This window comes from Mycobacterium sp. OAS707, assembly GCF_014873705.1.
Taxonomy (GTDB): domain Bacteria; phylum Actinomycetota; class Actinomycetes; order Mycobacteriales; family Mycobacteriaceae; genus Mycobacterium.
In genome coordinates, this window is record NZ_JADBDS010000006.1 from 43,293 (window position 1) to 68,062 (window position 24,770).

The window sequence follows — 24,770 nt, forward strand, 5'->3', positions numbered from 1 at the left end:
GATTGGTCCGCATGATTGGGTGAGGTGTGTCCGACATGCGCCTGGTCGAGATCCGCGACCGCATCGCGGCCCATGCCCGGCCGGACATGACGACGCCAATCGACGGGCTGCTGCTGTCAAAGACGCGGATCACCGTTGCGGCACCGGAGTATTCGCTCACCGAGCCGCTGCTGGTCATCATGGCGCAGGGCGGCAAGCAGCTGCTTCTCGGCGACCAAATGCACGAATACCGTGCAGGTGATTGCCTTGTCGTGACGGCGAACCTTCCGGTTACCGGCCACTGGATCGACACCGAGGACAGCGGCCACGCATTGGGAATGGCTCTGGTCCTGCGGCCGGCCGCCATCGCCGCGTTGCTGCTGCAAGCGGCGCCCAGCCGGTGGCCGCGCGGCGGCCCAACCGCGCCCGCGATCGCGACGGGCAAGGCGGACGCTGAACTGCTCGACGCCGCGGCGCGGATGCTGCGGTTGCTCGATCAACCCGCGGACGCGCCAGTGCTCGCGCCCCTGATAGCCCAAGAGATCCTCTGGCGGGTGCTCGGCGGGCCGCTGGGAGGCACCGTTCGCCAAATCGGCCTGGCCGACAGCGACCTGTCACATGTCAGCCGCGCGATCGGCTGGATCCGCGACAACTACGCGGAGCCAATGCGAGTCGATAACCTCGCTCGCCTGTCCGGGATGAGCGTCTCGGCGTTTCATCGGCACTTTCGTGCGGTAACAGCCATGAGCCCCTTGCAATTTCAAAAACGCATCCGTCTGCAGCAAGCGCGTTCATTACTGCTCGCGCACCCAGGAGACATCGCAGGAGTCGGGCATCGCGTCGGCTACGACAGTCCCTCACAGTTCAATCGCGAGTATCGGCGCCTCTTCGGCGCACCGCCAGGGCAGGACGCAGATCGCTTACGGGTCGAGAGGCCGATGGCCGCATCCCTGTGAATGTGAAACCAGGCTCCCGCCTCCCCCGCGCGGGGCCCGGTCCCACAACAACCAGTTTGGCTAACAGCGGGCTCCAAGGAATCAGGTGTTTCCCTACTTCAACACGCAAAGGGCACTACAGGGGTTATCAAAGTGGCCCGGGCGGCGCAGTAGCGCGGCGTTATGTCACACCAGCCCCACAAACACCTTCAGTAAGAGTCGGCCAGCAGCATCCGTACGGCGGCCTCTGCGGCCGATCGTCCGGCGAGCTTGCCATGCGCGTGTGACACCGCTGATACCTTCGGCCCGTGCACGCCAAGTTCGAATTCGACTTCGTGACCACCGCGACCCCCGAACAGGTCATCGAACTGATGACCGACTTCTCGGCCCGCCGGATCGACCGCTGGCCTGCGTCGTCGGCGAAGGCGTTCGAGGTGTATCGCCTCGGTGAGACCGACGCCGATATCCGTGAGGGGCAGGACTTCCCGAAGGTGTGGGCGACATGGCACTACGACTGGTCGACTCCCGGATCGGTCACATTGACGATCATCGACAGCGACTCGCTCCAGCCGGGCGGATACATGAAGTTGGCCGCGACACCCCGAACCGGGGGCGGCAGCGCAGTGCACGGCGAGTGGGAGCAGACCTCGAAGAGCCTGACCTCCGCGATCGGGGTGACCATGATGCGGTTCGTCGGCCCACGGATCTTGTCGTCGTACTACAAGAAGGTCTACGACGGACTATCGAGTGCGTAGGGCGTCGACTACAGCGGCGACGGCCGGTGTCGGCCGGCTCGGCAGTCGCGCCACCAGCGTCCTCCGTCGCTCGGCCTGCGAGGCGTCTTCAACGTGAAGTATCCGGATCCCCTCAGGCAGCACCGCGGTCAGGTTCGGCGGCACCGTCGTCAGCCCGCAACCAGCGGCGACCAGCTGGAGTTTTGTCAGCCAATCCCTGGCGGTGTGCCTGATTCTCGGCCGTCCGGCCAGGCCCGGCCACACACCCAGTAGTGACTCGCCTCCAGTGGTCGGGCTTGCGATCCAGTCGACGCCTTCGAGTTCAGCCGTCGTAACCGTGGTGCGACCGGCGAACCGACCGGTCGCCGGTGCGGCAATGGCGAGTGTGGTCTCGTCGAGGACAACGGTCGCCAGTGCCGGCAGTTCATAGTCGGGAGGCCGATAGGGCGGGCGCGATGCCACGACGGCGAGATCGATGGTGCCTGCCCGCAGGGCACGCACGAGCGCGGGCGTCGTACCCTCGCGCGTGATCACCCGGATATCCGGCCGGGCGTCACGCAGGGCGCGCAGAGTTCGCGGCAGCAGGACGGCGCCTGCGCTCACATAAGCGCCCAGCCGGACTTCCTGGACACTGGCATCCTCTCCTTCCAGTTCGCGCTTGGCCGTGGCGATTTCGTCGAGGATCACCCGAGCGTGCCGGAGGAGGACCAGGCCCTCAGCGGTAAGCCGCACACCGCCTGCCCGCTCGAAGAGCATTGCACCTACCTCACGTTCCAGGGTGGCGACCTGCCGCGAGACCGCCGACTGGGTGTATCCAAGCTCTCGCGCAGCAGCGGTGAAGCTGCCCCTGTCCGCGACCGCACGAAGAATGCGCAGACCTGTCAGTGAAGGCTCCATGACGTTTTGTCATAGCACGTATGACGATGTTTCGTTCGCCGCATGGCATGAATATTCGTAGCGTCGCTGTTGAGCCATGACGAGGGAAGGAGAACGACATGAAAGCAGCTGTACTCGAGGCATTCGGAAAGCCCCTGGTGATCGGTGATGTACCTGACCCGAAGGTCGGCACTGGCGAGGTGCTTGTGGACGTGTTGGCTACGTGCATTCCGCCTTATGCCGCCGAGATATTCAGCGGAGGACGCAATAATCCCCTTGAGCCACCAGTGATTTCGGGTGTCGGCGCGATCGGTCGGGTGGTTACGGCGGGCCCCGATGCAACCGCCCTGCGCGCGGGCGACCTAGTCTGGTGCGACTCCACTGTGAGGTCTCGCGACGACGCCCACACGCCGGATATCACGCTGCAGGGCTGGGCTTCGCGCGGCGAAGGCGGATTACGGTTGTCGCGTTACTTCCACGATGGGCCATTCGCCGAGCAGATGGTGGTCCCGACCGAAAACGCTGTCCCTCTTGGCGACGCCGACATCGCGGATCTCCCGCGCTTGAGCGCGATCGGCATCGTGCTTGTACCCTACGGCGGCCTGCTTGCCGCAGGCTTTCAACCGGGCGAGACGCTTCTTGCCAGCGGGGCTACCGGGAACTTCGGCAGCGCTGGAGTCGCCGTCGGCTTGGCGATGGGCGCCGCGACGGTCATCTGCCCCGGGCGAAACGAAGCGGTCCTCGCCGACTTGGAGTCCCGGTTCGGCGACCGGATCCGGACGGTCAAACTGACCGGCGACGTGGAGGCCGACCGAAGCGCGATGCAGGCTGCCTCACCCGAACCCATCGACGTCGTGCTCGACCTTCTTCCGCCGAACGCGCCTGCATCAGCGGTTCGGGCAGCGGCAATGACGGTTCGCGAGTACGGACGGGTCGTGCTGATGGGTGGGGTGGGCATGGCCGGCGCCGATGACCTGGCGCTGCCCTACCCGTGGCTGATGCTGAACTCGGTGACCGTCCGCGGTCAGTGGATGTACCCGAGAACGGCCAATGCGCAGATGATTCGGCTGCTCCGCAGCGGTGTGCTCGACCTCGACCACGAACGCGTGACGACGTTCTCTCTCGACGATGCCAACGAAGCGGTCGCTCACGCGGCGGCACACGCGGGCGCCTTTGACCGGACCGTTCTGCTCCCGAATCAGCCTCGCCCGGCCTAGAGTTCGATGCCCCCGCCCCCGGCCAGGAACGCCTGGTTCTCATCGATGATCGACTCGATGACGTCCACTGCCGGCTTCTCCGTCCAGTCCTGGTGGTAGACGCCCATCGTGCCCTGGGCGAGATCGAATGTGGCGAGATCTCGAATGGTGTGGATGTATGCCGGACCGGCATAGTCGAGATTCCGCCACGTGCTCAGGAAGTCGTCGATGTAGGCGGCCTGGCCGGCTTCTGTCACCAGCTGGGACGACTGACCGTACTCCGTGGCCCAGATCTTCTTGTTTCCATCGCCGTAGGCGACCATCACGTCGTGGATCTGATTGGCCAACAGTAGCGGCGAACCGGATACCGAGCCACCTTGGGAGAACAGCGTCATGGAGTAGGGGTGGAAGGACAGCGCGTCGAAATAGCCTGCGGCGCCGGCCTCATACATCCCGGTGACGAACCGCACGGAATCCATGGCCTGGGTACCGGAGTCGGGCGCCGCCGCAATACCACCGGCTACCACAACGGCATTCGGGTCTGCCGCCTTGATCGCGGTATACGCAGCCTTGAGGATCACGGTGTACGCCGCCGGATCCGGTGTGGGTTCCCAGAACCGGTAATAATTCGGCTCGTTCCACACCTCGTAGGCCGCGACCTTTCCCGCATAACGTGTCGCGACCATGCTGGCGAACTCGGCGTATTCCGCGGGATCGGCGGGCGGACCACCAAGCGTCGGCGATCCGGGCACCATCGCCCAATCCGGCGGCGAGTTCAGTATGCCGATCACCGACATGCCACGTGCGTTGGCGGAGTTGACCATCCGGTCCACCGCCGACCACGTCCAGACATCGTTCGACGCCTCGACACCCGTCCACGGAATCAGGACCCGAATGGTGTCGACGCCATCGGCCTTCAACAGGTCGAGCGCCTTGTCGGTCTGGGATTGCGTATACCCATACATCTCTTGGGCGTTCATCCCCACTGTGGTGCCGCGCTGGTCGATGGCCAGAGCCGACGTCGACGGTGGCGCAACGGTGACTGCGACGGTGAATGTTGTTGTCCCGCCGTAACCGTCGTCGGCTGTCACCGAGAACTGGTCGGTGTCCACGCCCTCGGTGGTCTTTGCGCCCCACCTTGCTTCGACATTCGGCACGTATGTGAATGTCCCTGTCGGATCGAGGGTCACGACGCCCTTGCTGGGCCCGGTAGCCAACGAATAGGTCAGCAGGTCCCGCTCGGGGTCGTCGGCGAGCAGGGTGCCGTTCACCTGTCCGATGCCGATGTTAGGGTCGCCCACCGTCGCGCTACCATTCGTCGGCGCCGAGTTCACGTGGCCGTACGGGGCGACCGCAAGTTTCAACGCGACGGTGGTGGTTCCGCCGTATCCGTCGGCGATTGTGACGGTAACCGGGTCGGTCTTCGTGGCGGTGGTGGCATTCGGGGCCGATGCCGCCTCGCGAGCCGCGTCCGTCGGCGTGTAGGTGAACGATCCGTTGGCGCCGAAGACCAACGCCCCCTTGGTCGGTGTCGTCGAGCTGTAAGACAACGGGTCGTTGTTCACGTCGGTGGCGGCCACCGTGCCGGTGACACGGCCATCGTTGAGGTCGGTGAACAAGCCGCTGACCGTGGCTCCGGTAGGTGCATAGTTGGTTGGGCTGATCCCGACCGTCACCGACACCGGGACGACGCCGCCGTGGCCGTCGCTGATTGTGACCGTGAACGTGTCCGTCTTGTCGGCAGCGCTCGCACCGAGTTTGGCGGCGGCGTGGCGCGCTTCGGCCGTCGGCGTGTAGGTGAACGTCGTCGATGACGTTGTCGACTTGAGCACGACGGTGCCCTTGGCGGGAGTGCTCGCGGTGAAGGTCCGCACGTCATAGTCTCCGTCAGAGGCGGTGACCTTGCCTGTCACGACTCCTGTTGCGCTGCTGGGTGTTCCGGTGGACAGGGTATAGGTCGGCACCTTGTTGGCAGGCAGGATGCTGACGGTGGTGGTCGGCGTGACAACACCACCTCGGCCGTCGGACACCGACACCGTGAAGGAGTCGGACAGCGCGGACGCCGGCGCATTGTCTGCCGCGGCGGCATGTCGTGCAGTTGCGGTCGGGGTGTAGGTGAACGTTCCGTCGGCTTTGAGTGTCAGTGTGCCCTTCGTCGGCTTGGCGGTCACCGTATACGTCAACGGATCGCCGTCCTGATCGGTCACCACGACCTTGCCGGTGAGCGTGCCTGTCGTAGCACTTGGCGCGTTGATGATCGGGGTGCCGACCGTCGGCGGAGTGTTGGGTGGCACCATCGCGACCACGTAGACCTTGTCGGCGTCGTAATCGGTGATGTACAACTTCCTGCCGTCCGGGCTCAGCGTCGTTCCCGGCGCGACCGACATGGCAGTGGTGGAGGTGCGGGTGGCGACGGTGGTCAGCAGTGATCCTGTCGAAGCGTCGAGAGCAGCCACCCGACCGACGGTGTCGGTGACGAAGAGCGTAGTGCCGTCGTTGCTCACGTTCACTCCGGCGGGCACGCCTGCGACGGTTTGCGTGGCCAGGACGGCGCGTGTGGTCGTGTCGAAGATGGTGACCTTGCCATCGGCGGAGCTGACGTACAACTTCTTGTTGTCCGGGCTGACCGCCAAACTGGTTGGAGCAGTGGGCAAGTTGGCGATCGTGGTGACGGTGGAAGAGGTGTACCCGAACACCGCGACCGTGCCGCCGCCGCTGGCCTTGTTGCTGATGACATAGATCTTCGTCTTGTCGGGGCTGACGACGATGCCGGTGGGCAGCGATCCGGCGGGAAGCGACACGGTGCCGGAGACGGTATTTGTCGACGTGGTTATCTTCGTTACCGTGCCAGTGTCGCGGCTGGTGACGTACAAGACGCTCCCGCTCGAATTGATCGCCATCGCAGTCGGTTTGGCAACTGTGATGGTCTTGACTATGGCCTTGGTGTTCGGGTCGACGACGGTGACGGTGTTGTTGTCGAGGCTCGAGACGTAGAGCTTCGTGCCGTCGGGTTTGATCGCCAATGCATCCGGCGTCGGTCCGACCGCGATGGTGCCGATCACGTTGTTGGTAGTGGTGTCGATCACCGTCACCGTGCCGGCAGACCGGTTGGTCACGTAGGCGCGGGTGGCCGTGGCGACCACCGCGTGAGCGTCGTTCACTACGCCGATCTCGGCCAGCTTCGCGACTGGCAGCGGGGTGACAGGGATGTCGACGACTGCGGGCACGCTGTTCGTGCCGTCGGACACCGTGACCGTCATCGGGATGGTGTCCGCAGTGGACGTGGCGCCGGCGCCTATCCGCTGCGAAGTGGTCGGCGTGTAGGTGAATTTCGCTGTGCTGCTGTCGAATACCAATGTTCCACTCGTCGGCGCTGCCGTGAGCGCATAAGTCACGGGCTGCCCCTCGGGATCGGTGCCGACGACTTGACCGCTGATTGCGCCGGTCGACGAAACGGGCGTGTCGAAAACGACATCGACCGTCGGAGCCTGGTTCTCGACCTGGGCGGTGGTGAGGGCAAAGGTGGTCGCCTGCGTCGTCAGCGGCTCTGCCACACCGATCTGACGCCGCGCCGCCGCAGCGAAGATCCACGCCAGCGGTGACTCCACCGGAATGCGCGGAATCGCCCCGAGGATCGATGACAGTATCGGCGCCACCACCCTGCTGAGCACGGCAGTGACAGGAGACACGGTGGTTTTCGGCGGAACAGGCTGTGTGGCAACGGCTGTCATCGGCTTGAGATCGACAGTTGCCGCGGTCACGGCGACCGGAGCAACGGGCGCAGCCGTCGCCTTCGGTGTGGCGTCGTCGGCCTTCGTCGTGTTGGTTTGCGCGGTCGCCGCTGCGGCGACGACCTTCTTGCCGCTCAGTGACCGGGCGACAGGCCGAGGCTTCGCCGTCTTATGGGGCGTCCGCAAGTTATCCGGTTTGGAGGTGTGCGCTCCGCCGGAACTCGACACTGTTACGCCAGGCGCGACCTCGTCGGTCGCCGACGATGTCGGTTTCTGCTCGGACTGCTCGCCGGCCCCGGCGCCATCTGGCGCGGCGGATTCCAGCCCTCCGGAGGCGTCCTGGTCGTTCTGGTCCTGCTCGCCGTCAGCCGCAGGCGTGGCCCCACCACCGACTGTGTTGTCGTCAGCGTTATTATTTGCGGAATCATTAACTTCGGTACCGGATTCGACGGGAGCCGCCCAAGCGATTCCGACCGGCTCCGCGACGGCAGTCCCTACTCCCAGCACAACCGCCAGCGCACCGATGCGTCCGACATACTTGGCATAGCCCATTCCCCCGACCTCCCCTAATACCCCAGAGATCTTATCGGGCACAGGTCAGACGGCAAACGCCCGACCGGTCACCCGGTCCCCTTTTCTCTGGTGGCCGCACCAACTCTAGTGGCTCAAATGCATCCAGAACTGACTTTGATCAGAATTTGCTGAAACTTGGTCCAGCTGTCTACCGACGCTAGAGTTCGATTCCGCCGCCGCCGGCCAGGAACGCCTCGTTCTCGTCGATGATCCACTCGATGACGTCTGCCGCGGGCTTCGGCGTCCAGTCCGAGTTGTAAACCCCGAATGACGCAGCAATGGGATCCAACGAGAAGTAATCACGGACGGTGTGGATATACGCGGGCCCGGCGTAGTCGAGATCTCGCCACGTGCGCAGGAAGTCGTCGATGTATGCAGCCTGAACCGCGTCTCCACCCAGTGACGACGGTTCGCCGTATTCGGTTGCCCAGATCTTCTTGTTGCCATCGCCATTCGCGACCATCACGTCGTGAATCCCATTGACCAGTGTCAAGGGCGACGACGGCATGCCACCGCCCTGGGAGAACTTCACGAAGTAGTTGTACGGGTGGAAGGACAACGCGTCGAAATAACCGCCCGCTCCGGCCGCATACATTTCGGTGACGAACCGGACGGCGTCGACCATCTGAGTTCCGCTGTCGGGGGTGGCGGCGATACCGCCCGCTACGACAACGGCGTTCGGGTCTGCCGTCTTGATCGCCGTGTAAGCGGCCTTGAGGATCTCAGTGTAGGCCGCCGCGTTCGGAGTGGGTTGCCAGAACACGTAGTAGTTGGGCTCGTTCCACACCTCGTAGGCCGCGACCTTGCCCGCGTAGCGCGTGGCGACCATGCCGGCGTACTCCGCGTATTCCGCCGGATCAGCGGGCGGACCACCAAGCGAGGGCGTCCCCGGTACCATCGCCCAATCCGGCGGGGAGTTCAGTATGCCGATCACCGACATGCCACGTGCGTTGGCGGAGTTGACCATCCGGTCCACCGCCGACCACGTCCAGACATCGTTCGACGCCTCGACGCCCTTCCACGGGATCAGGATCCGGATCGAGTCGACCCCATCGGCCTGCAACAGGTCGAGCGCCTTGTCCGTCTGGGCTTGGGTATAGAAGTACATCTCTTGTACATTCATCGCCACTGTGGTGCCGCGCTGGTCGATGGCCGACGGGGCGGTAGACGCGGGCGCGATCGTGAGGCCGACGTTGAACGTTGTTGTGCCGCCGTTGCCGTCGCTGACGGTGACGGTGAACGTGTCGGTGTCGACGCCTGGGGTCGTCAATGCGCCCCATCGGGCTTCGACATTCGGTACGTACCGGAACGTTCCGTTCGGATCGAGGTTGACGACGCCCTTGCTCGGCCCCGTCGTGACGACGTAGGTCAGGGTGTCGCCTTCTGCATCGTTGGCAACGACGGTGCCCTTGATTTCGCCGATAGCAGTGTTCGGGGTTCCGACCACCGCGTGGGCGTTCGTGGGAGCTGTGTTGCCGTAGGGAACCACTTGAAGATTCAGCGCAACCGTTGTGGATCCGCCGTAGCCGTCCGCCACGGTGACTGTCACGGAGTCGACCTTCGTGGCAGGGTTGGCGCCCGGCACCGCAGCGGCCTGGCGAGCCGCGAGAGTCGGCGTGTAGGTGAACGTTCCGTTCGCGCCGAAGACGAGTGTGCCCTTTGTCGGTGTCGTTGACGAGAAGGACAACGGATCGTTGTTGGCATCGACGGCAGTGACGGTGCCGGTCACCACGCCGTTGTTGACGTTGGTGACGACGTTGCTGACTTTGGCTCCGGTTGGCGCAGAATTGGTCGGGCTGATCGCCACTGTGACCGACACCGGGACGACACCGCCATGCCCGTCGTTGATCGTGACGGTGAACGTGTCCGTCTTGTCCGCCGTGGTTGCATCGAGTTTGGCGGCGGCGTGGCGCGCCGCTGCTGTAGGCGTATATGTGAACGCACCTGTCGACGTGACCACCACGGTGCCCTTGGCGGGCGTGGTCGAGCTGAAGGTCCTCACGTCGAAGTCAGCGTCAGAGGCCGTGACCTTGCCGGTCACGACGCCCGTTGTCGTGCTGGGTGTTCCGACCGTCAACGTGTATGTCGGCACTTTGTTGGCGGGCAGGATGTTGACGGTCACGGTGGACGCGACCACACCACCGCGGCCATCGGAGACAGACACCGTGAACGAGTCGGTCAGCGCCGACGCCGGTGCATTGACTGCCGAGGCGGCGTGTCGTGCCGTTGCGGTTGGCGTGTAGGTGAATGTGCCGTCGGTCTTCAGCGACAGAGTGCCCTTCGTCGTCGCCGACGTCACCGTGTACTTCAACGTATCGCCGTCCGGGTCGGTGACGCCGACCTTTCCGGTGACGGATCCGCTTGTAGCGTTGGGCGGATTGAGGACAGGAGTGCCAACAATCGGCGGATTGTTGGGCGGAATCAGCGTTGCCACATAAACCTTGTCGGCATCGTAATCGGTGACGTACAGCTTCAAGCCGTCCGGGCTTGCGGCCATCGCCGGTGCGACCGACATGGCAGAGGTCGATGTCCGCGTCGGGTACGGGCTGAGAACGGTGGCCGTCGCGGTGCTCAGAGTCCAAACTCGTCCGACGGTGTCAGTCATGAACAGGGTGCTGCCATCCTTGCTCACGGCAAGCGCAGCGGGGACCGCGGCGACGGTGTTGGCGGCGAGGGCGGCGCGCGTGGTCGTGTCGAAGACCGTGACCTTGCCGTCCGCGGAACTCACGTACAACTTCTTGTTGTCCGGACTGACTGCCAAACTGGTCGGGGCGCTGGCGAAGTTGGCGATCGTGGTGACGGTGCTCGAGGTATACCCGAACACTGCGACCGTGCCGCCGCCGCTGGCCTTGTTGCTGATCACGTAGATCTTGGTCTTGTCGGGGCTGACGACGATGCCGGTGGGAAGCGACCCGGCGGGCAGGGTGACGGTACCTGCGCTGGTGTTCGTCGAGGTCGTAATCTTCGTCACCGTGCCGGCGTCTCGGCTGGTGACGTACAGGGTGCTACCGCTTGAATTGATCGCGATCGCACTGGGTTTGGCAATCGCGATCGTCGCGGTGATGGTCTTGGTGGCAGTGTCGACGACCGTCACCGTGTTGTTGGCAAGGCTCGTCACATAGAGCTTCGTGCCATCGGGCTTGATCACCAAGGCATCTGGTGTCGGCCCAACAGCGATCGTGCCGATCACGCTGTTGGTGGTGGTGTCGACCACGGTGACCGTGCCGGCGGTCCGGTTGGTGATATAGGCGCGGGTCGCGGTCGCGACCACAGCGTGGGCGTCGTCTACGGAAGAAATCTCACCCGATTTGGTGAGCGCGGTCGGGCTGATCGGGATGTTGACGACCGTAGGTACGCTCGTCGTCCCATCCGACACCGTGACGGTCATGGCGATGGTGTCGACGGTGGATGTGACGCCAGCGCTGATTCGCTGTGCCGTCGTCGGCGTATAGGTGAATTTCGCTGTGGTGCTATCGAATACCAGGGTTCCGCTAGCCGGCGCCGTCGTGAGGGCGTACGTCACCGGCAGACCCTCTGGATCAGTGCCGACGACCTGACCCGTGATCACACCCGTCGTGGCGTTCGGGGTGTTGAAGACGGTGCTGACCGTCGGGGGTTGGTTCACCACCAGCGCAGTCGTCGTGGCAAGCGTTGTCACCTGGCCGGTTTCGGGCTCTGTCACGCCGAACTGGCGGCGCGCGACGGCAGCGAAAATCCAGGCCAGCGGTGACTGCGCCGGAATTCGCGGGATCGCTCCGAGGATCGACGACAGGATGGGTGTCACGATCCTGTTCACGGCAACGGTGATTTGAGCCAGCGGCGCCTTCGCCGGAACAGGCTGTGCGCCAACCAGTGCCGCCGGAGCTGCGTAGGCAGAGACCGACGCGGTGGCGGTCGGCGCCCCCGCTTCCTGAGCCGTCGCGCTGTCGTCATCGGTCCGCGCGGTGTTGGTTTGCGCCGTCGTCCGCGCTGCGGGCACGGCGGCCTTCTTACCGGTCGACGCGCGCGTGGCACCCTGCGGTTTCGCAGTCTTGTGTGCACCACCCGAACTCGACACAGTCACACCGGGCGCGACCTCGACTGTGGACGAAGTGGCCGACTTGTCATCGGACTGCTGGCCCGTCGTCTCGTTGGTGGCCCCGCCGGCGGTCCCGCTGCCCTCGGTGCCCCCGCTTGCGTCCTTGACATCGGCGGTGGTTTTGCCCCCCGTGTCGGCGGCGTCGGTCGAAGCGGTTGCGGTGCCGTCGGCATCGGTCGATGTGCTCGCAACGCTGGAGTCGGCGGGCGATGCCGAGGCGATTCCGCCCGGCGATGCGATCACGATTCCGACACCAAGAGCTACGGCCAAGGCGCCTACGCGCCCCACATAATTGCTGTATCCCATTTCGGGCCCAACTCTCTTCGCTCAGCTATCACGAAGAGGCCCAGGCCGGCACGCAAAACACCCCGACTTGCTTTCCGCCCCACGCCTCCGGGGCTACTCATAAGGTAGATCTTCGCAGGTCAGAATTATTGACTTTCACGAAAATTTATGAACGGGTGCTAGAGCAGGAAAACAGTTCCGCTAAATGATCTAGTTAGCTGCCGTAGCGCCGAAATGGGGTTGGCCGATGTTGAACGCCGTCGCAGTTCGACTGTCTCCGTCGCTGTGGACGACCGCCTCGGCATGACACGTATGTGCGGTTTGATTGCGCAATCAACGACAGTTGGGCTCCGGTTCGCGCCTGCGAGACGGCAGCCGTCGTAACCGCCCATCGATGTTTGCTCACAAAACCCGAATACCGCGCAACCAGCTTTGCGTGTCGCGACGCCGCTGGCACCGCATAGACGTTTCATCAAATTGCTTGAGCCCCTCCTTCGAAGGCCGGCGAGCAATGCAGCGGCCAACTGGCCGGTCCACCCGGCGCGCGCGACCCGCGACCGCCACTCCAGCGATGCACCGCGTCACCCCACAATTCAGCAAATGTCGAATCGGGGGATAACTCGGGCCGTCCCGACAGCAAATCCTGCGGCAACATCTGCCTGTCTGCAGGCGCACGGTCGCTGGCCAGCGCGAACACTGCGCAGCCTGCGGTGAATTGGGCAAATCCCCATATTGACTTGACCGTCAGTTCTTACAGCAATTAGCGGGTCAGCGCGCGGGTTCAGCTACTTCCCAGGGCCGAGTGACCCAGCTCGAAGTGATTACGCCAACCGCCCACCGACCCACGGAACAATTTCATTTCTACCCAAGTTAATTAGCGCATTTAGTGGAAACAACCCATTCATATCGCCGCCATGGCGACACGAAACAGATTCTGCACAAATTTGCCCTCTAAACGGTTAACGGCGGCGTAAATTCTTTGCTGTCTACTCAACCGGACAAGGGGGTCCAAATGGAACTTGCACTTCGCCCATACGTCACCGCTGGGATCGCGGTCGTTGGAGCCACCGCACTCATCGCAAGCCCGATCGCGCCGGCCCCGCCCGATATCCAAGTGCCTGCGCCACCGTCGGTCACGGCCGATCCCCAGCTCACGGGCATCGCCTCCGACATTGCAGCGGCGTTGTCATTCCTGGTCACGCAGACCTCGGACCTCATCAACTTCGGCCTGATCACCGTCGCTGACGGGGCGACGTTCGGGGCTCAGCAGTTCGCCAACCTCATCGCGTTCGGCGCCAACGGCGTCAGCGCGTTGACTGCTGCTGCCGCTTCGATGGGTGTCTTCATCACCGACTCCCTCGCCCAGCTCATCGTGTTCGGCATCAACCAGACCGCGACGCTGGTCAACTTCGGCTTGGCTCAGACTGCGGGAGCCATCGCCTTTGCGGCCCAGGGCGTCGCGGGCCTGGCGGCAGCGGGTGCGACGGCGTTCTCGGGTCTGGTGGCCGCCGCAGCCCAGGCCGGGGTGTTCGTCAACACCTCCATCGGTGGGCTACTGACCTTCGCGATCAATTCGGTGCTTCCCGCACCCATCGCGGGAGTCCTGACACCCTTCGTGGCAGGGCTCACCGGCCTGATCAACTTCGGGATCGGCCAGACTGCGGCCGGGCTTACCTTCGGCGCAGAAACGTTCGCGGGTCTGGTCGCCGCCGGCGCCACGTTGGCCACGGGGCTCGCCACAACCGCGGCGACCGTTGGGACGTTCGCGACCACGGCACTGGCCGGCCTCGCCTCGTTCGCGGTGAACGAGGGCGCGGCTCTGGTCGACTTCGGCATCACGCAAACCTCGGCCGCGATTTCCTTTGCCGCACAAGGCATCGCCGGCCTGACCGCCGCAGGCGCGCAGGTGTTCTCCAACCTCGTCACCGCGGCTGCGGGCGTCGGTGTCTTCGTCAGCACTGCGGTCGCCGATGCCTTGGTGAACATCATCAACGGGATCGGCAGCGCGATCCCGTTCGCAGCGACAGCTGCCACCGCCAAGGCCGCCGGACCAGAAGTGGTGCCGTTGGCCGCTTCCCGGATGGTGGCGGTAAACGTCGACAGCGGTGCGGCCGGCTCCAACGGCGGACAGTCGTCAACGCAGACGACCGTCAAGAACAAGGACGAGTCGCAATCGTCGGGAACCGGAGCCGGCACCACCGCGGCCGCCGACGAGCACCAGTCGTCCTCCGGCGGCGGATCTGCGACCGGCAACGACGGATCCTCGGTGAAGGACGAGAAGTCCGGAACCAACGACGACAAGTCCGGATCCAACAACGGTTCCACCACGACCAGTGGCGGCACCACGACCGGGACGGACGACACCAAGGGTTCGACGGACACCAAGGGTTCGACCGAGACCAAGGACTCGACCGACACGACGGACACGAAGACGGGCAACAAGACCTCGCCTGATACCTCGAAGTCGGACGACTCGGCCAAGGCCGGTGCGAGCGCCGGTGGCGGCGGTTCGGACCACGATTCCGGTTCCGACAACGGATCCGGCGGCGGTTCAGACAAGAACTGATACATCCCCACACCTGGACCCCTCTTCGCCCTTCGGAGAGGGGTCCAGTCTGTGTGCACGCCTAGGTGAATTCTGCGACCACCTCGGCGACACGACGCAACTGGTCGATGTCGGAGCTTGTCGGGATGAGGTGAACCTCGTCGGTACCGATGTCGGAGAACCTCTGCAGCACCGCGAGCAGATCGTCGCTGTCGCCTGACCATCCTGTGGAGGGTGCCATCGCATCGACGACCTGCGCCGGAATCCAGTTCATGTAGTGCAGCAGATGCCGGTGAATCTGCGCGCGGGTGAGCTGTGGGTCGTCACCGATGGCGAACCAGAACGACGTCGCCAGATGAGGCTTGGGTTTACCCGCCTTCGCCCATGCCTGGCGCGCGACGTCGAACAGCTCGTTCTGACTGCCGATGTCCAAATCAAGCGTGGTGGCTGCCAACCCGTCGGCCCAAACCGCAGCGCTGCGAACGGTTTTCGGCCCCATTGTGCCGACCAGCAGCTGCGGACCCCCGTCTTGCACCGGCGGCGGCCCGACGGGGACGACGGAGTCCGTGATCTTCTCGCCTGCCCAGACGCGCTTCATCACCGCGACGCGTTCGGCGAGCCCGCGCATCGTCTGCGTCGCGGGGTCGGCGCCGACGCCGTGATAGTCCTCGTGTCGGCCCCCGACTCCAAGGCCGACCGTCAGCCGGCCACCGCTGAGCATGTCACCGGTCGACAGTTGTTTGGCCAACATCACGGGGTCGTGCAACTGGGGCACCACGACCGTCGTCACCAACCGCACCCGGTCAGTCCACGCGCAGAGGGCACCCATCAGCGTCAGGCATTCGGGATTTTCGAAGACGACGCGCTCACCCCAGCACAGCGACGAGAACGGGCCGCTGTCGATGAGTTCGGCCCACGCCCGCAGCGTCGCGGCGTCCAACGCCGGCTCCATAATCGGCATGGTCATCCCGATCCGCACGTCGGCGATTCTGACACGGCTCAGTCGGTGGTCCGCGCAAGTCCAACGACACGCAGCAGATCCGGGCGCCGCATGGCGAGCCCGACCCACATCAGCGCGCCCACGTACACCGCAAACAGCGTGTGCGAAACCAGCGGCGACTCCACGCGCATGTTGGCCGTGACCGCACCACCCAGATACGCCGTGATCCCGAGTGCGCCCAGTACGGCGGTGCGAGGGATCACGTAGACGACGACGCACACGGCCAGCACGATGCCCATGATCAGCGCCTGACCTGGAGGAAAGCCCAGGGCCTCGGTGCCCTCCTTGACCTGCGGTACCGAGGCGAGCTTGCCCACGGCGTCGAAGGCGAGAAACGCGGCGACCAGGACGCTGATGACGATGCCGGCCTTGCGAAGCTTCGATGACCGGCGAGCGGGCTCGATGCTGAGGTTTTCGTCGGCGATGACGCTCATGGTGGTGCTCCCTGCTGTTGTCGAGACATTGATGACAAGACAGACCGGGGCTGCGCGGAGAACTCATCGCTACTGGCAGCATGAACCCATGACGATCACCACCGGCTCCATCGCGCACGTGCGACTCACGGTCACTGATATCGAGCGGTCGCGGCAGTTCTACGAAAGCGTGTTCGGCTGGCCGGTGTTGATCGAGGCGCCCGAGAGTGCCGACGCGGCCACGCAAGAGGCGCTGAGCTTCCTGTTCGGCGGGGTGATCTACGACCTCGGTGGCACGCTGGTCGGCCTTCGGCCTGTAGCGTCCGACACGTTCCACGAAGACCGCTGCGGGCTGGACCACTTGGCTTTCCGTGTCGGCAGCAAGGCCGAATTGGACGACGCAGCAGCGCATCTCGACGAGGTCGGGGTCGATCACGAGCCCATCAAGGACATCGGCCCGTCGTACATCCTGGAATTCCGCGACCCGGACAACATCGCGCTGGAGCTCACCGCCCCGAAGTAGTCAGCTCGGCGCGAAGCGGACAACCCCGCTGTAGGTGTTGTTGCCCGGTTTACGGGGGTCCGGCTGCGGTAGCCACGCCAGCGGCCGCATCCACCGGGGCAGCCGATCGAGGCGACGCGCCGCGGTGAACACCGATTCGATCTCGATCGCCCGCCAGCCCAGGTCCTCGAAAAAGGCGACGCCGTTGTCGGGCGCGAATTTGAAGGGTGCGCTGTCCAGCAGGCCCCGGGTCTGCTTGTTCATCCGCTTCTGTAATCCTGGGCCGGAGAAATCCAGCATCCACCAGGCGATCTCGGGGCGCTTGAATGCTGTCGACAACGCTCGGACGTCTCGCTCTTCCAGGTACATCAGCAGACCCTCGGTCAATACCAGGGCCTTGGTGACGCCGGCCAACTCGCCGTTGAGGAAGTCGTCGCGGGCCGCTGGATCGGCGAGGTCGACGGCATGTCTGGTCAACCGGCAGCGCGGCGTCTGATCGGCGAGCGCGTCGTCCTTCTCGGTGAGCAGGTCCGGCAGATCCGCTTCGACCCAGGAAAAATCGGGCGGCAGGTCCAACCGGTAGGGCCGGGTGTCCAGACCGGCGGCCAGGTTCAGCACCTTGTCGCAGCCGTCGCCGATGGCCTCGAGGATGACGTCGTCGATGATCTTGGTGCGCGCCACCAACCACCAGCCGTTGCGAATCGCCTTGGGGGCCGCAGCAACGATGGCACGCCCGCGCTCGCCGGCAAGCCGGTCGGCAAGGTGGTCGTGGAACAACGCATCGGACCGCTCGGACTCGACCGCTCGGTAGGTCGCGACCCAGCGCGCGGTATCGGACACATGGGAAATCAACGGTTCTGTCGCCACCCTGCGAGTCTTACACGCTAAGCGAGCTAATCCTTCTTGGCCTTGATCGGATCGGCCGACGGTGGCGCGAAGATGTTGCCGCGCAACCCTCCTCGGAATGTGCGCGCCGCGACGAGACACCAGGTGCTCAGCAGGCCGACGTAGGCGATGGCCGCGGCGAAGCGGAATGCAGGCAGCCCGGTGTGGACGGCCAGCTGCGTGGTGCCGGTGACGAAGGTGCCCACCGGGAACGTCAGGCTCCACCACGTCAGCGCGAACGGCATACCGCGCCGCAGGGTGCGGATGGTCAATGCCGTTGCCAATCCGATCCACAACACCGCGAATCCCCACACCGGAACGCCGTACAAGATCGCGAAGACGCCCATGCCGTCGGCGAGCCGTGGTTCAACGGCCATCACCGCGTTCGTGCCGAGAAGCCCTGCGGCTGTGATGGATTGGCCGAGCGGACCGAGCACTATCCACAGCGTTGGCACGCGCGCGGTGCCCGAGGTGCCGAAGTGCGCAAGCCGACTCCACACCATCGAAATGATGATCAGCGACGCGACGAGCGAGAGCCCGAACATCGCATAGCAGCCGTAGAGCATGGTCTGCCTGCCGGTGCCCGGAACGATGTGCGGGATCAGCAGCGCACCCGTCGCCGCGGACACCATCGGCGGCACCACCGGCATCAGCCAACCGCCGAATGCGGCATCGGGCTCGACGCGGTACTGAGTGAACATCAGATACGGGATGCTGATCGCGGTGAACAAGCCGCCGAGCGTGCCCGCAGTCCACAGCACCCAATCGAGATCGATCGCCGCCCGCTCACCGATCAGGTCCCTGCCGACGAGGGCCGCTCCGGCGCCGACGGTGAGCAGGGCCATCGGCGCTGCGCCGTAAAAATGACCCATCTGGGGGTTGTAGGCATGACTGCGGGCAACGGTCGGGTGGCGTACCCAATGGGCGGCCACGGCGACGATGAGAATCACCAGCCATACCGTGCTTGCCACCCAGACCGCCTCGGCGAACGCCCGTAGACCGGGGATATGCAGCGGCAACGTCGCACCCGCTGTCGCCACGATGCCGGTTCCCATGACCGAGGCGAACCAGTTCGGCCCAAGAAAACCCAGCCGGTGCTGCCGGTCGGTCGTCGTCATCGGGCCATCATCGCGCCTACGGGGGTTATCCCCCGGCAGGTTCTCGGGAAAACGCTGTGTCGCACCTGCGCTGCGGTCCATAGGTTGAAGGCATGGTCGCAGTCACCGACACCAGTCCCGACACTGCTCCGGCACCCGCTTCCGCCGATGAGCCCGTCTCGGCGGCCCCGCGCAACATCGGCGTGGTGCCGACCGCGTCGTTGCTGACCGGAGCCGCGATCGCAACCGTGTGGTTCTGGATCCCGTTGACAATCTTCATCATTGGCGTCTCGTCGATCCCAAGCGGTGTCGGCTTCGTGCTCTGCGCCATCGTGTTCATCTATCTGATGCGCGGCGTCGAACACGTCGAACGCGTACGCAGCGAGGCGGTGTTCGGCCTGGGCATCGCCGTTCCGCCACGGCCAATGTCGCGGTATGCCGGCTTCCAGCGCTGGCTGCATCAACTCTGGCTGGACATCAGCAGCGCCCGGTTCTGGAAGGCCACCGCCCATCACTACCTGCGCATGCTCTACGACATGCTGGCCGCGGGCACTGCGCTTGCACTGCTGGCCTGGGCGATCCTGGGTCCGGCCGCCGCGGTCGCGATCCGGCAGAGCGATCCCGATGCCGGTCTGTCTTTCATATCGCCGCCGCTCGCGTTCCTGACCGCCGTCGTTGCGGTGGTCGGGGCGGTGGTGATCCTGGTCTTCGCACCCGCTGTCGACGCGATCATCGACCGCTGGCTGCTGTCGCCGTCGCCGACCGCGGCGCTGCAGTACCAGGTCAGCGCGCTCGCCGATGCTCGTCAGGGCGCGGTGTCGTCGGCGCAGACCGAGCGTCACCGCATCGAACGCGATCTGCACGACAGCGTGCAACCGCGACTGGTTTCGCTTGCGATGACCATCGGACTGGCGCAGACCAAACTCGACACCGACCTGCCCGCGGCCAAGCAACTGATCGCCGAAGCGCACGACGACGCGAAGAGCGCGCTTGTCGAGTTGCGAAACGTGGTGCGCGGCATCGCACCCACGATCCTGTCCGACCGAGGCCTAGACGCCGCGTTGTCGGCGGTGGTGCAACGTTCGGCAGTACCCACCACGCTCAACGTGTACCTGCCGCGCCGACTGCCCGACGAAGTCGAATCGGTGGCCTACTTCGTCGTCGCCGAGACGGTCACCAACATCGCCAAACACGCAGCGGCCAGCCAGGCCGTTGTCACCGTGCGCCTCGACGAAGCGGCGAACCAGTTGCACGTCACCGTGTTCGACGACGGCCGCGGCGGAGCATCGATCACCACCGACGAGAACGCCACCGGCCTCCGCGGGCTCGAAGAGCGGGTGCGGGCCGCGCACGGCACGTTCACGGTGTCCAGCCCGGCCACGGGCCCGACGATCATCACCGCGGTGCTGCCATGCGCGTAGTGATCGCCGAGGATTCGGCGCTGCTGCGGGCGGGCATCGAGCGGATCCTCACCGACGCCGGTCACGAGGTGGTGGCCGGCGTTCCGGATGCGACGAATCTGCTCCGGCTGGTCAACGAGAAGCGGCCCGACCTTGCGATCCTCGATGTCCGGATGCCGCCGACGTTCACCGACGAGGGCATCCGCGCCGCGGCGCTGCTGCGCAGCCAGAATCCGGAGTCGCCGGTGCTGGTCCTGTCGCACTACGTCGAGGAGCGCTATGCCGCAGACCTGATCGCCTCGGACACAAAGGGATTCGGCTATCTACTCAAGGATCGGGTGGCCGACGTCCCCGCATTCCTTGACGCCGTCGAGGTGGTCGGCGGCGGCGGCACTGTGCTCGATCCGGAGGTGGTTTCGCAGATCCTGGTGCGTTCGCATCGCCGCAGCGCGCTCGACGAACTGACGCCGCGTGAGCGCGAGGTGTTGCAACTGATGGCCGAGGGCAAGACGAACTCGGCGATAGCCGCAGCACTGTTCATCTCCGTCGGCTCGGCGGAAAAACACATCGCCTCGATCTTCACCAAGCTGGGCCTGGCTCCTGACGAAAGCGAGAACCGCCGCGTGCTGGCGGTGCTGCGCTACCTCGAATCCTGAAGCACCGAAAGGGTTTGATTGTGACAACCATCGCTCCCCCACCACCGGCACCGGTGAACCCGCCGCCTCCGCTCTCCCCCGGCGGGCGGACCGCGTTCCGGATAGCGCTCATCGCCGCCGCGGCGGTGCTGGTGGTGGGGACCCTCGCCTCGCTCGGCACGGTGGGGTGGGGCATCGCCAGTTTCCGGGTCATCACGGACAGCAAGCCACTGCCCGCTGGGATGCGGTCGGTGGTTGTCGATACGGGCTCGGTTCCGGTCGCGGTCCGCATCACCGCCGATCGTGAGGCGCGGGAGCCGCGGGCCGACCTGCGGATGGTGAATTCCACTCGGGCAGGGGCAAATCCGCTGGCCGTCAGTACCGAGTCAGGCGACACACGGATAACGATCAATGGCGAGTCGACCTCATTCCTGAATTGGGGCCGGGCCGGCGAGATCACGCTCGTCCTGCCGCCGGAAGTCGCTCGCAGGCTGTCGGTTACCACCCAACAGGACACCGGCGTGGTGCTGGCGCAGGCCGACCTCGATCAGCTGATCGCTCGGACCGACAACGGCGAGGTGGTGTTGAGCGGATCTGCTCGACGCGTCGAGATCTACACCGACAACGGCGATGTGTTCACCCGCCATCCGATCTCGGTGTCTGAATCGTTCAGCGCCACTGCCGACAACGGCGAGATCAGAGTGGAACTTGCCGAAACAGCGCCGCGCACGGTCAATGTCACCAGTGACAACGGCGATGTCATCGTCGCATTGCCTGCCCGTGGTCCCTACGCTGTGAACGCGAGCACCGACAACGGCGACACGACGATACGCGTGCCGCAGGCAACCGATCGGGAGAAGGCCGCGGCCGTTGTCACGGCGCACTCACAGAACGGCGACGTCGTCATCGACGGTCTGCGGTAGCGGCTTCAGCGATCAGCGGTAGCCCGAACAGTGTGACCAGCCTGGAATCCCCGTACACCACGATGCGGGCGATCCCGGACGCGGTGACGTCGAGCAGTGCGATCCCGAATGCGCGCAGCGCGCCGTCGCCGTCGCGGCGATACGCCGCCGCCGCGGGCTGGCCATTGGCGCCGATCTCCACCATCCGCCAATCACCTTGCACGCCAACCACTGTTGCGAGATAGGGCAGACACGTCGCCCGGCCCGAGAACCAGGTCCGCGAGCCGACCATCTCCAGTGCGGCATCGTGCCGCAGCGCGTCGGCGAGCAAGGTGGTGTCGGCCGTCTCGAACGCGGTCATGTACTTCTCGAGCAACTCGCGGGCCCGTGGCTCGGTCGGTTCGATGACCTCGTCGGCGTTCGGCGCGATGTCCTGCATACGCGCGCGGGCCCGTTGTAGCGCACTCTTGACGGCCACGACGCTGATGTCGAGCATCGCGGCGACGTCTGCGGCAGGGAAGGCCAGCACGTCGCGAAGCAGTAGCACCGCCCGCTGCTGCGCGGGAAGGTGCTGCAGGCTCGCGATCAGCGCCAGCCGAAGACTCTCCCGCGACGCGACGACCGCGGCCGGGTCGGCGACCCGGGAGTCCGGAATGACCTCTACCCACATCACATTCGGTGCTGGTGCGGCTTCCGCATGCGGGTCGTCGGCAGGGCCCGCCAGACCCGAAGGCAACACCCGCCTGCTGCTGTGGGCCAGCGCGGTCAAACAGGTGTTCGTCGCGATGCGGTACAACCACGTCCGCACCGAAGACCGGTTCTCGAAGTCCTGGTATGCGCGCCACGCCCGCAGATAGGTTTCCTGCACGACGTCTTCGGCGTCGTGTGCCGACCCCAGCATGCGGTAACAGTGCGCGATCAGTTCGCGCCGGTACGGTTCCGTGTCGCGGACGAATTCGCTCATGCGGCCGCCGGGGGAAACTGGTAGACCTTCTCCGGTGTGATGCGCACGATGAGCCGTTCGGCCTCGGGCTCGGGCGGCGGCTGCGTGCCACCCATGTACCTGTCGTACATCTCGTACAGCAGTCGCTTCTCCGGGTCTTCGACGATCTCCACCGTGCCTCGGATCTCCAGATAGCGCGGCTGCCGCTTGTCCGCGACCAGCAGGCTGACCCGGGGATCGCGAGCCATATTGCGCGTCTTCAGGCGACCCTTGATGGTGCTGAACACCACCGTGTCACCCTCGCGTTTGACGAATATCACCGACGACTGCGGGCGTCCGTCGGCGTTCGACGTGGCGATCGCCGCGATGTGTGGTCCGTCGAGCACTTCGCGCGCGAGCTCGTTGAGTGTTATGTCCATGCCGGTATAGACACGCGGAGGCGCGAAAAGGAATCGGTCGGCTAGGTGAGGCTGCTGACGATCTCGGCGACCGTGCCCGCCCTGGCCTGCCGATAGCCGGTGCCGGCCCAGATGTTGACGGCTTGCGGATCGCCCGCCCGCACCGAAGCCTGCCGAAGCGGGCTGGTCAGCCAGTGGATCTCGGGATAACCAAAAGTCGCCTCGGCTTCATGTTCGTCGATGAACCGGTTGCGCAGCCCGCGCGCGTAGCGGCCGGAGAATGCCCTCGTCACAACGGTTTCCGTGAACTGCGGGTCCTGCAGCGCGGCGCGGTGCACCGGGCTGCTGCCCGACTCGGCCGACAGCAGGAACGCCGTGCCGAGTTGCGCCGCGACCGCGCCTGCCGCCAACACCCGCCCGACATCCTCGGCCGTCATCAACCCGCCCGCTGCCACGACCGGCACGTCGACGGCGCCCTTGACGTCGGCAAGCAGTTCGTCGAGGGGCTGCGTGGCAGGCTGCGCGGCAGGATCGAACGTGCCGCGGTGACCGCCGGCCGACGGTCCCTGCACCGCTACCGCGTCAACGCCGCGCGAAACCGCCGTCCGCGCCTCGGCCAACGTGGTCACAGTCCCGACGACCGTGACGCCGGCTTCTCGCAATCGGCGGCACTCCTCCGCACTCGGCACGCCGAACGTGAAGGAAGCGACATCGGGTCGCACATCGAGCAGCACCTCGATCTTGGTCGACCAATGGTCGTCGTCGAACCGCGGCTCACCCAGCTTGGCGCCGTAGCGCTGCGCCTCGGGTGCGAGCGCCTTGGCGTAGAGCTCGATGTCCTCGCGAGTACCGGCACTCGGTTGTGGCACAAACAGATTCGCGCCGATCGGGCCTGACGTGAGGCTACGCGCCGCGGCGAGCCGCTCGGCGAACGCCTCGGCCGTGAGGTAGCCCGCGGCGACGAAACCGAGCCCGCCCGCGTTGGTCCCGGCGGCCGCGAGTTCCGGCGTCGACGGCCCACCGGCCATGGGCGCGACGATGATCGGTACTGAAAGTTCGCGAAAGTCCAACGCCATCGAACCTTCGTACCACTTCGGGCACGGCCGCTATCTGAGAGCCTTGCCGAACATCAGGCAGTCCTGCGGATCGGTGGAGATGTTCGGCAAAACGGCGAATTGCGACATCCGACCCTCGAAGGCCAGCCCACTGCGCTCTAGCAGCGCCGCCGAGCCGGTGTTGTCGACGTGACAATGAGCCGTCACCCGGTAGATGTGAGGGTCGGCCTTGGCCCTGTCGATCAGCAGCGCCAGCACCTCCGACATGATGCCCTTGCGCCACCACGGCCTGCCAAGGCAGTAGCCCAACTCGACGGTGTGCGGCGGATGTCGCCGCCAGCCGCACAAGCCGACGGCACCGGTGCCGTCGTGCAATTCGATCAGCCACGTCGTCTCGCCGCCGACGTTGAAGAACTCGGTGATCACCCGCCGTGTCTCGGCCACGTCCGGATGCGGACTCCACGACAGATAGCGCGTCACCTCCGGATCGGACGCGACACGCTCGAAGAGCAGCTCGGCGTCGTCGACGGTTGGCGCGCGCAGCGTGACCCGTGGACCGGTGAGCTCGGGGACGCCGATGTTGTCGGACACCGCTCTATCCTGAATCG

General features: G+C 65.2%; 19 protein-coding genes. 8 read left to right on the forward strand and 11 right to left on the reverse strand.

Going from position 1 to position 24,770, the window contains the following annotated elements:
* Nucleotides 1-35: 35 nt before the first annotated feature.
* Both GGC64_RS31500 and GGC64_RS31505 read left to right on the forward strand, forming a co-directional pair.
* Entirely contained in the window at nt 36-935 is a 900-nt protein-coding gene (locus GGC64_RS31500) for an AraC family transcriptional regulator (RefSeq protein WP_192726541.1), read from the forward strand.
* 287 nt (nt 936-1,222) lie between these two features.
* Nucleotides 1,223-1,669, forward strand: coding sequence for a hypothetical protein (locus GGC64_RS31505; protein ID WP_192726542.1), 447 nt, complete (start codon nt 1,223-1,225; stop codon nt 1,667-1,669).
* Here the strand turns inward: GGC64_RS31505 and GGC64_RS31510 are convergent.
* The gene (locus GGC64_RS31510; RefSeq protein ID WP_192726543.1) at nt 1,655-2,545 is read right to left on the reverse strand and encodes a LysR family transcriptional regulator; all 891 of its coding nucleotides are present in this window, start codon (nt 2,543-2,545) and stop codon (nt 1,655-1,657) included. The two genes, GGC64_RS31505 and GGC64_RS31510, sit on opposite strands and share 15 nt — an antisense overlap.
* 98 nt (nt 2,546-2,643) lie before the next feature.
* On the opposite strand from GGC64_RS31510, the gene GGC64_RS31515 reads away from it, so the two are divergent.
* Nucleotides 2,644-3,741 (forward strand): zinc-binding alcohol dehydrogenase family protein, encoded by a 1,098-nt coding sequence (locus tag GGC64_RS31515; protein WP_192726544.1) that lies wholly within the window; start codon nt 2,644-2,646, stop codon nt 3,739-3,741.
* Here GGC64_RS31515 and GGC64_RS31520 read toward each other — a convergent pair.
* Nucleotides 3,738-8,003 (reverse strand): Ig-like domain-containing protein, encoded by a 4,266-nt coding sequence (locus GGC64_RS31520; protein WP_192726545.1) that lies wholly within the window; start codon nt 8,001-8,003, stop codon nt 3,738-3,740. The two genes, GGC64_RS31515 and GGC64_RS31520, sit on opposite strands and share 4 nt — an antisense overlap.
* A 178-nt stretch (nt 8,004-8,181) precedes the next feature.
* Nucleotides 8,182-12,345, reverse strand: a complete 4,164-nt coding sequence (locus GGC64_RS31525) for an Ig-like domain-containing protein (protein WP_192726546.1) — start codon at nt 12,343-12,345, stop codon at nt 8,182-8,184.
* Nucleotides 12,346-13,399: 1,054 nt separating this feature from the next.
* Between GGC64_RS31525 and GGC64_RS31530 the strand changes: the two genes are divergently transcribed.
* On the forward strand, nt 13,400-14,953 hold the full coding sequence (locus tag GGC64_RS31530; protein WP_192726547.1) for a hypothetical protein: 1,554 nt from the start codon (nt 13,400-13,402) through the stop codon (nt 14,951-14,953).
* Between the two features lie 61 nt (nt 14,954-15,014).
* On the opposite strand, the gene GGC64_RS31535 is transcribed toward GGC64_RS31530, so the two are convergent.
* A complete protein-coding gene (locus GGC64_RS31535; protein WP_192726548.1) occupies nt 15,015-15,899 on the reverse strand; it encodes an LLM class flavin-dependent oxidoreductase in 885 nt (294 codons plus the stop codon).
* A gap of 32 nt (nt 15,900-15,931) precedes the next feature.
* Nucleotides 15,932-16,366 carry a DoxX family protein gene (locus GGC64_RS31540; protein WP_192726549.1) on the reverse strand — a complete coding sequence of 145 codons (435 nt, stop codon included), beginning with the start codon at nt 16,364-16,366 and terminating at the stop codon, nt 15,932-15,934.
* Between the two features lie 88 nt (nt 16,367-16,454).
* Here GGC64_RS31540 and GGC64_RS31545 point away from each other — a divergent pair, with 88 nt between their 5' ends.
* Nucleotides 16,455-16,868 (forward strand): VOC family protein, encoded by a 414-nt coding sequence (locus GGC64_RS31545; protein WP_192726550.1) that lies wholly within the window; start codon nt 16,455-16,457, stop codon nt 16,866-16,868.
* Here GGC64_RS31545 and GGC64_RS31550 read toward each other — a convergent pair whose 3' ends face one another.
* On the reverse strand, nt 16,869-17,714 hold the full coding sequence (locus GGC64_RS31550; RefSeq protein WP_370582452.1) for a class I SAM-dependent methyltransferase: 846 nt from the start codon (nt 17,712-17,714) through the stop codon (nt 16,869-16,871).
* Nucleotides 17,715-17,740: 26 nt separating this feature from the next.
* Nucleotides 17,741-18,850, reverse strand: coding sequence for a TDT family transporter (locus tag GGC64_RS31555; protein WP_192726551.1), 1,110 nt, complete (start codon nt 18,848-18,850; stop codon nt 17,741-17,743).
* A gap of 92 nt (nt 18,851-18,942) precedes the next feature.
* On the opposite strand from GGC64_RS31555, the gene GGC64_RS31560 reads away from it, so the two are divergent.
* From GGC64_RS31560 to GGC64_RS31570, 3 genes are read left to right on the forward strand one after another with little or no spacing between them, the layout of a single operon-like run.
* The gene (locus GGC64_RS31560) at nt 18,943-20,250 is read left to right on the forward strand and encodes a sensor histidine kinase (RefSeq protein WP_192726552.1); all 1,308 of its coding nucleotides are present in this window, start codon (nt 18,943-18,945) and stop codon (nt 20,248-20,250) included.
* The gene (locus tag GGC64_RS31565) at nt 20,241-20,885 is read left to right on the forward strand and encodes a response regulator transcription factor (RefSeq protein WP_192726553.1); all 645 of its coding nucleotides are present in this window, start codon (nt 20,241-20,243) and stop codon (nt 20,883-20,885) included. Before GGC64_RS31560 ends, GGC64_RS31565 begins: the two co-directional genes overlap by 10 nt.
* Nucleotides 20,886-20,905: 20 nt before the next feature.
* Nucleotides 20,906-21,787: a DUF4097 family beta strand repeat-containing protein gene (locus GGC64_RS31570; RefSeq protein ID WP_192726554.1), complete on the forward strand. Its 882-nt coding sequence runs from the start codon at nt 20,906-20,908 to the stop codon at nt 21,785-21,787.
* Here the strand turns inward: GGC64_RS31570 and GGC64_RS31575 are convergent.
* From GGC64_RS31575 to GGC64_RS31590, 4 genes are read right to left on the reverse strand one after another with little or no spacing between them, the layout of a single operon-like run.
* Nucleotides 21,768-22,730, reverse strand: a complete 963-nt coding sequence (locus GGC64_RS31575) for an RNA polymerase subunit sigma-70 (protein WP_192726555.1) — start codon at nt 22,728-22,730, stop codon at nt 21,768-21,770. The two genes, GGC64_RS31570 and GGC64_RS31575, sit on opposite strands and share 20 nt — an antisense overlap.
* A complete protein-coding gene (locus GGC64_RS31580) occupies nt 22,727-23,128 on the reverse strand; it encodes a PPOX class F420-dependent oxidoreductase (protein ID WP_192726556.1) in 402 nt (133 codons plus the stop codon). Before GGC64_RS31580 ends, GGC64_RS31575 begins: the two co-directional genes overlap by 4 nt.
* A 41-nt stretch (nt 23,129-23,169) precedes the next feature.
* Nucleotides 23,170-24,183 (reverse strand): nitronate monooxygenase, encoded by a 1,014-nt coding sequence (locus tag GGC64_RS31585; RefSeq protein WP_192726557.1) that lies wholly within the window; start codon nt 24,181-24,183, stop codon nt 23,170-23,172.
* Between the two features lie 30 nt (nt 24,184-24,213).
* Nucleotides 24,214-24,753 carry a GNAT family N-acetyltransferase gene (locus tag GGC64_RS31590; RefSeq protein WP_370582453.1) on the reverse strand — a complete coding sequence of 180 codons (540 nt, stop codon included), beginning with the start codon at nt 24,751-24,753 and terminating at the stop codon, nt 24,214-24,216.
* Between the last annotated feature and the right edge of the window lie 17 nt (nt 24,754-24,770).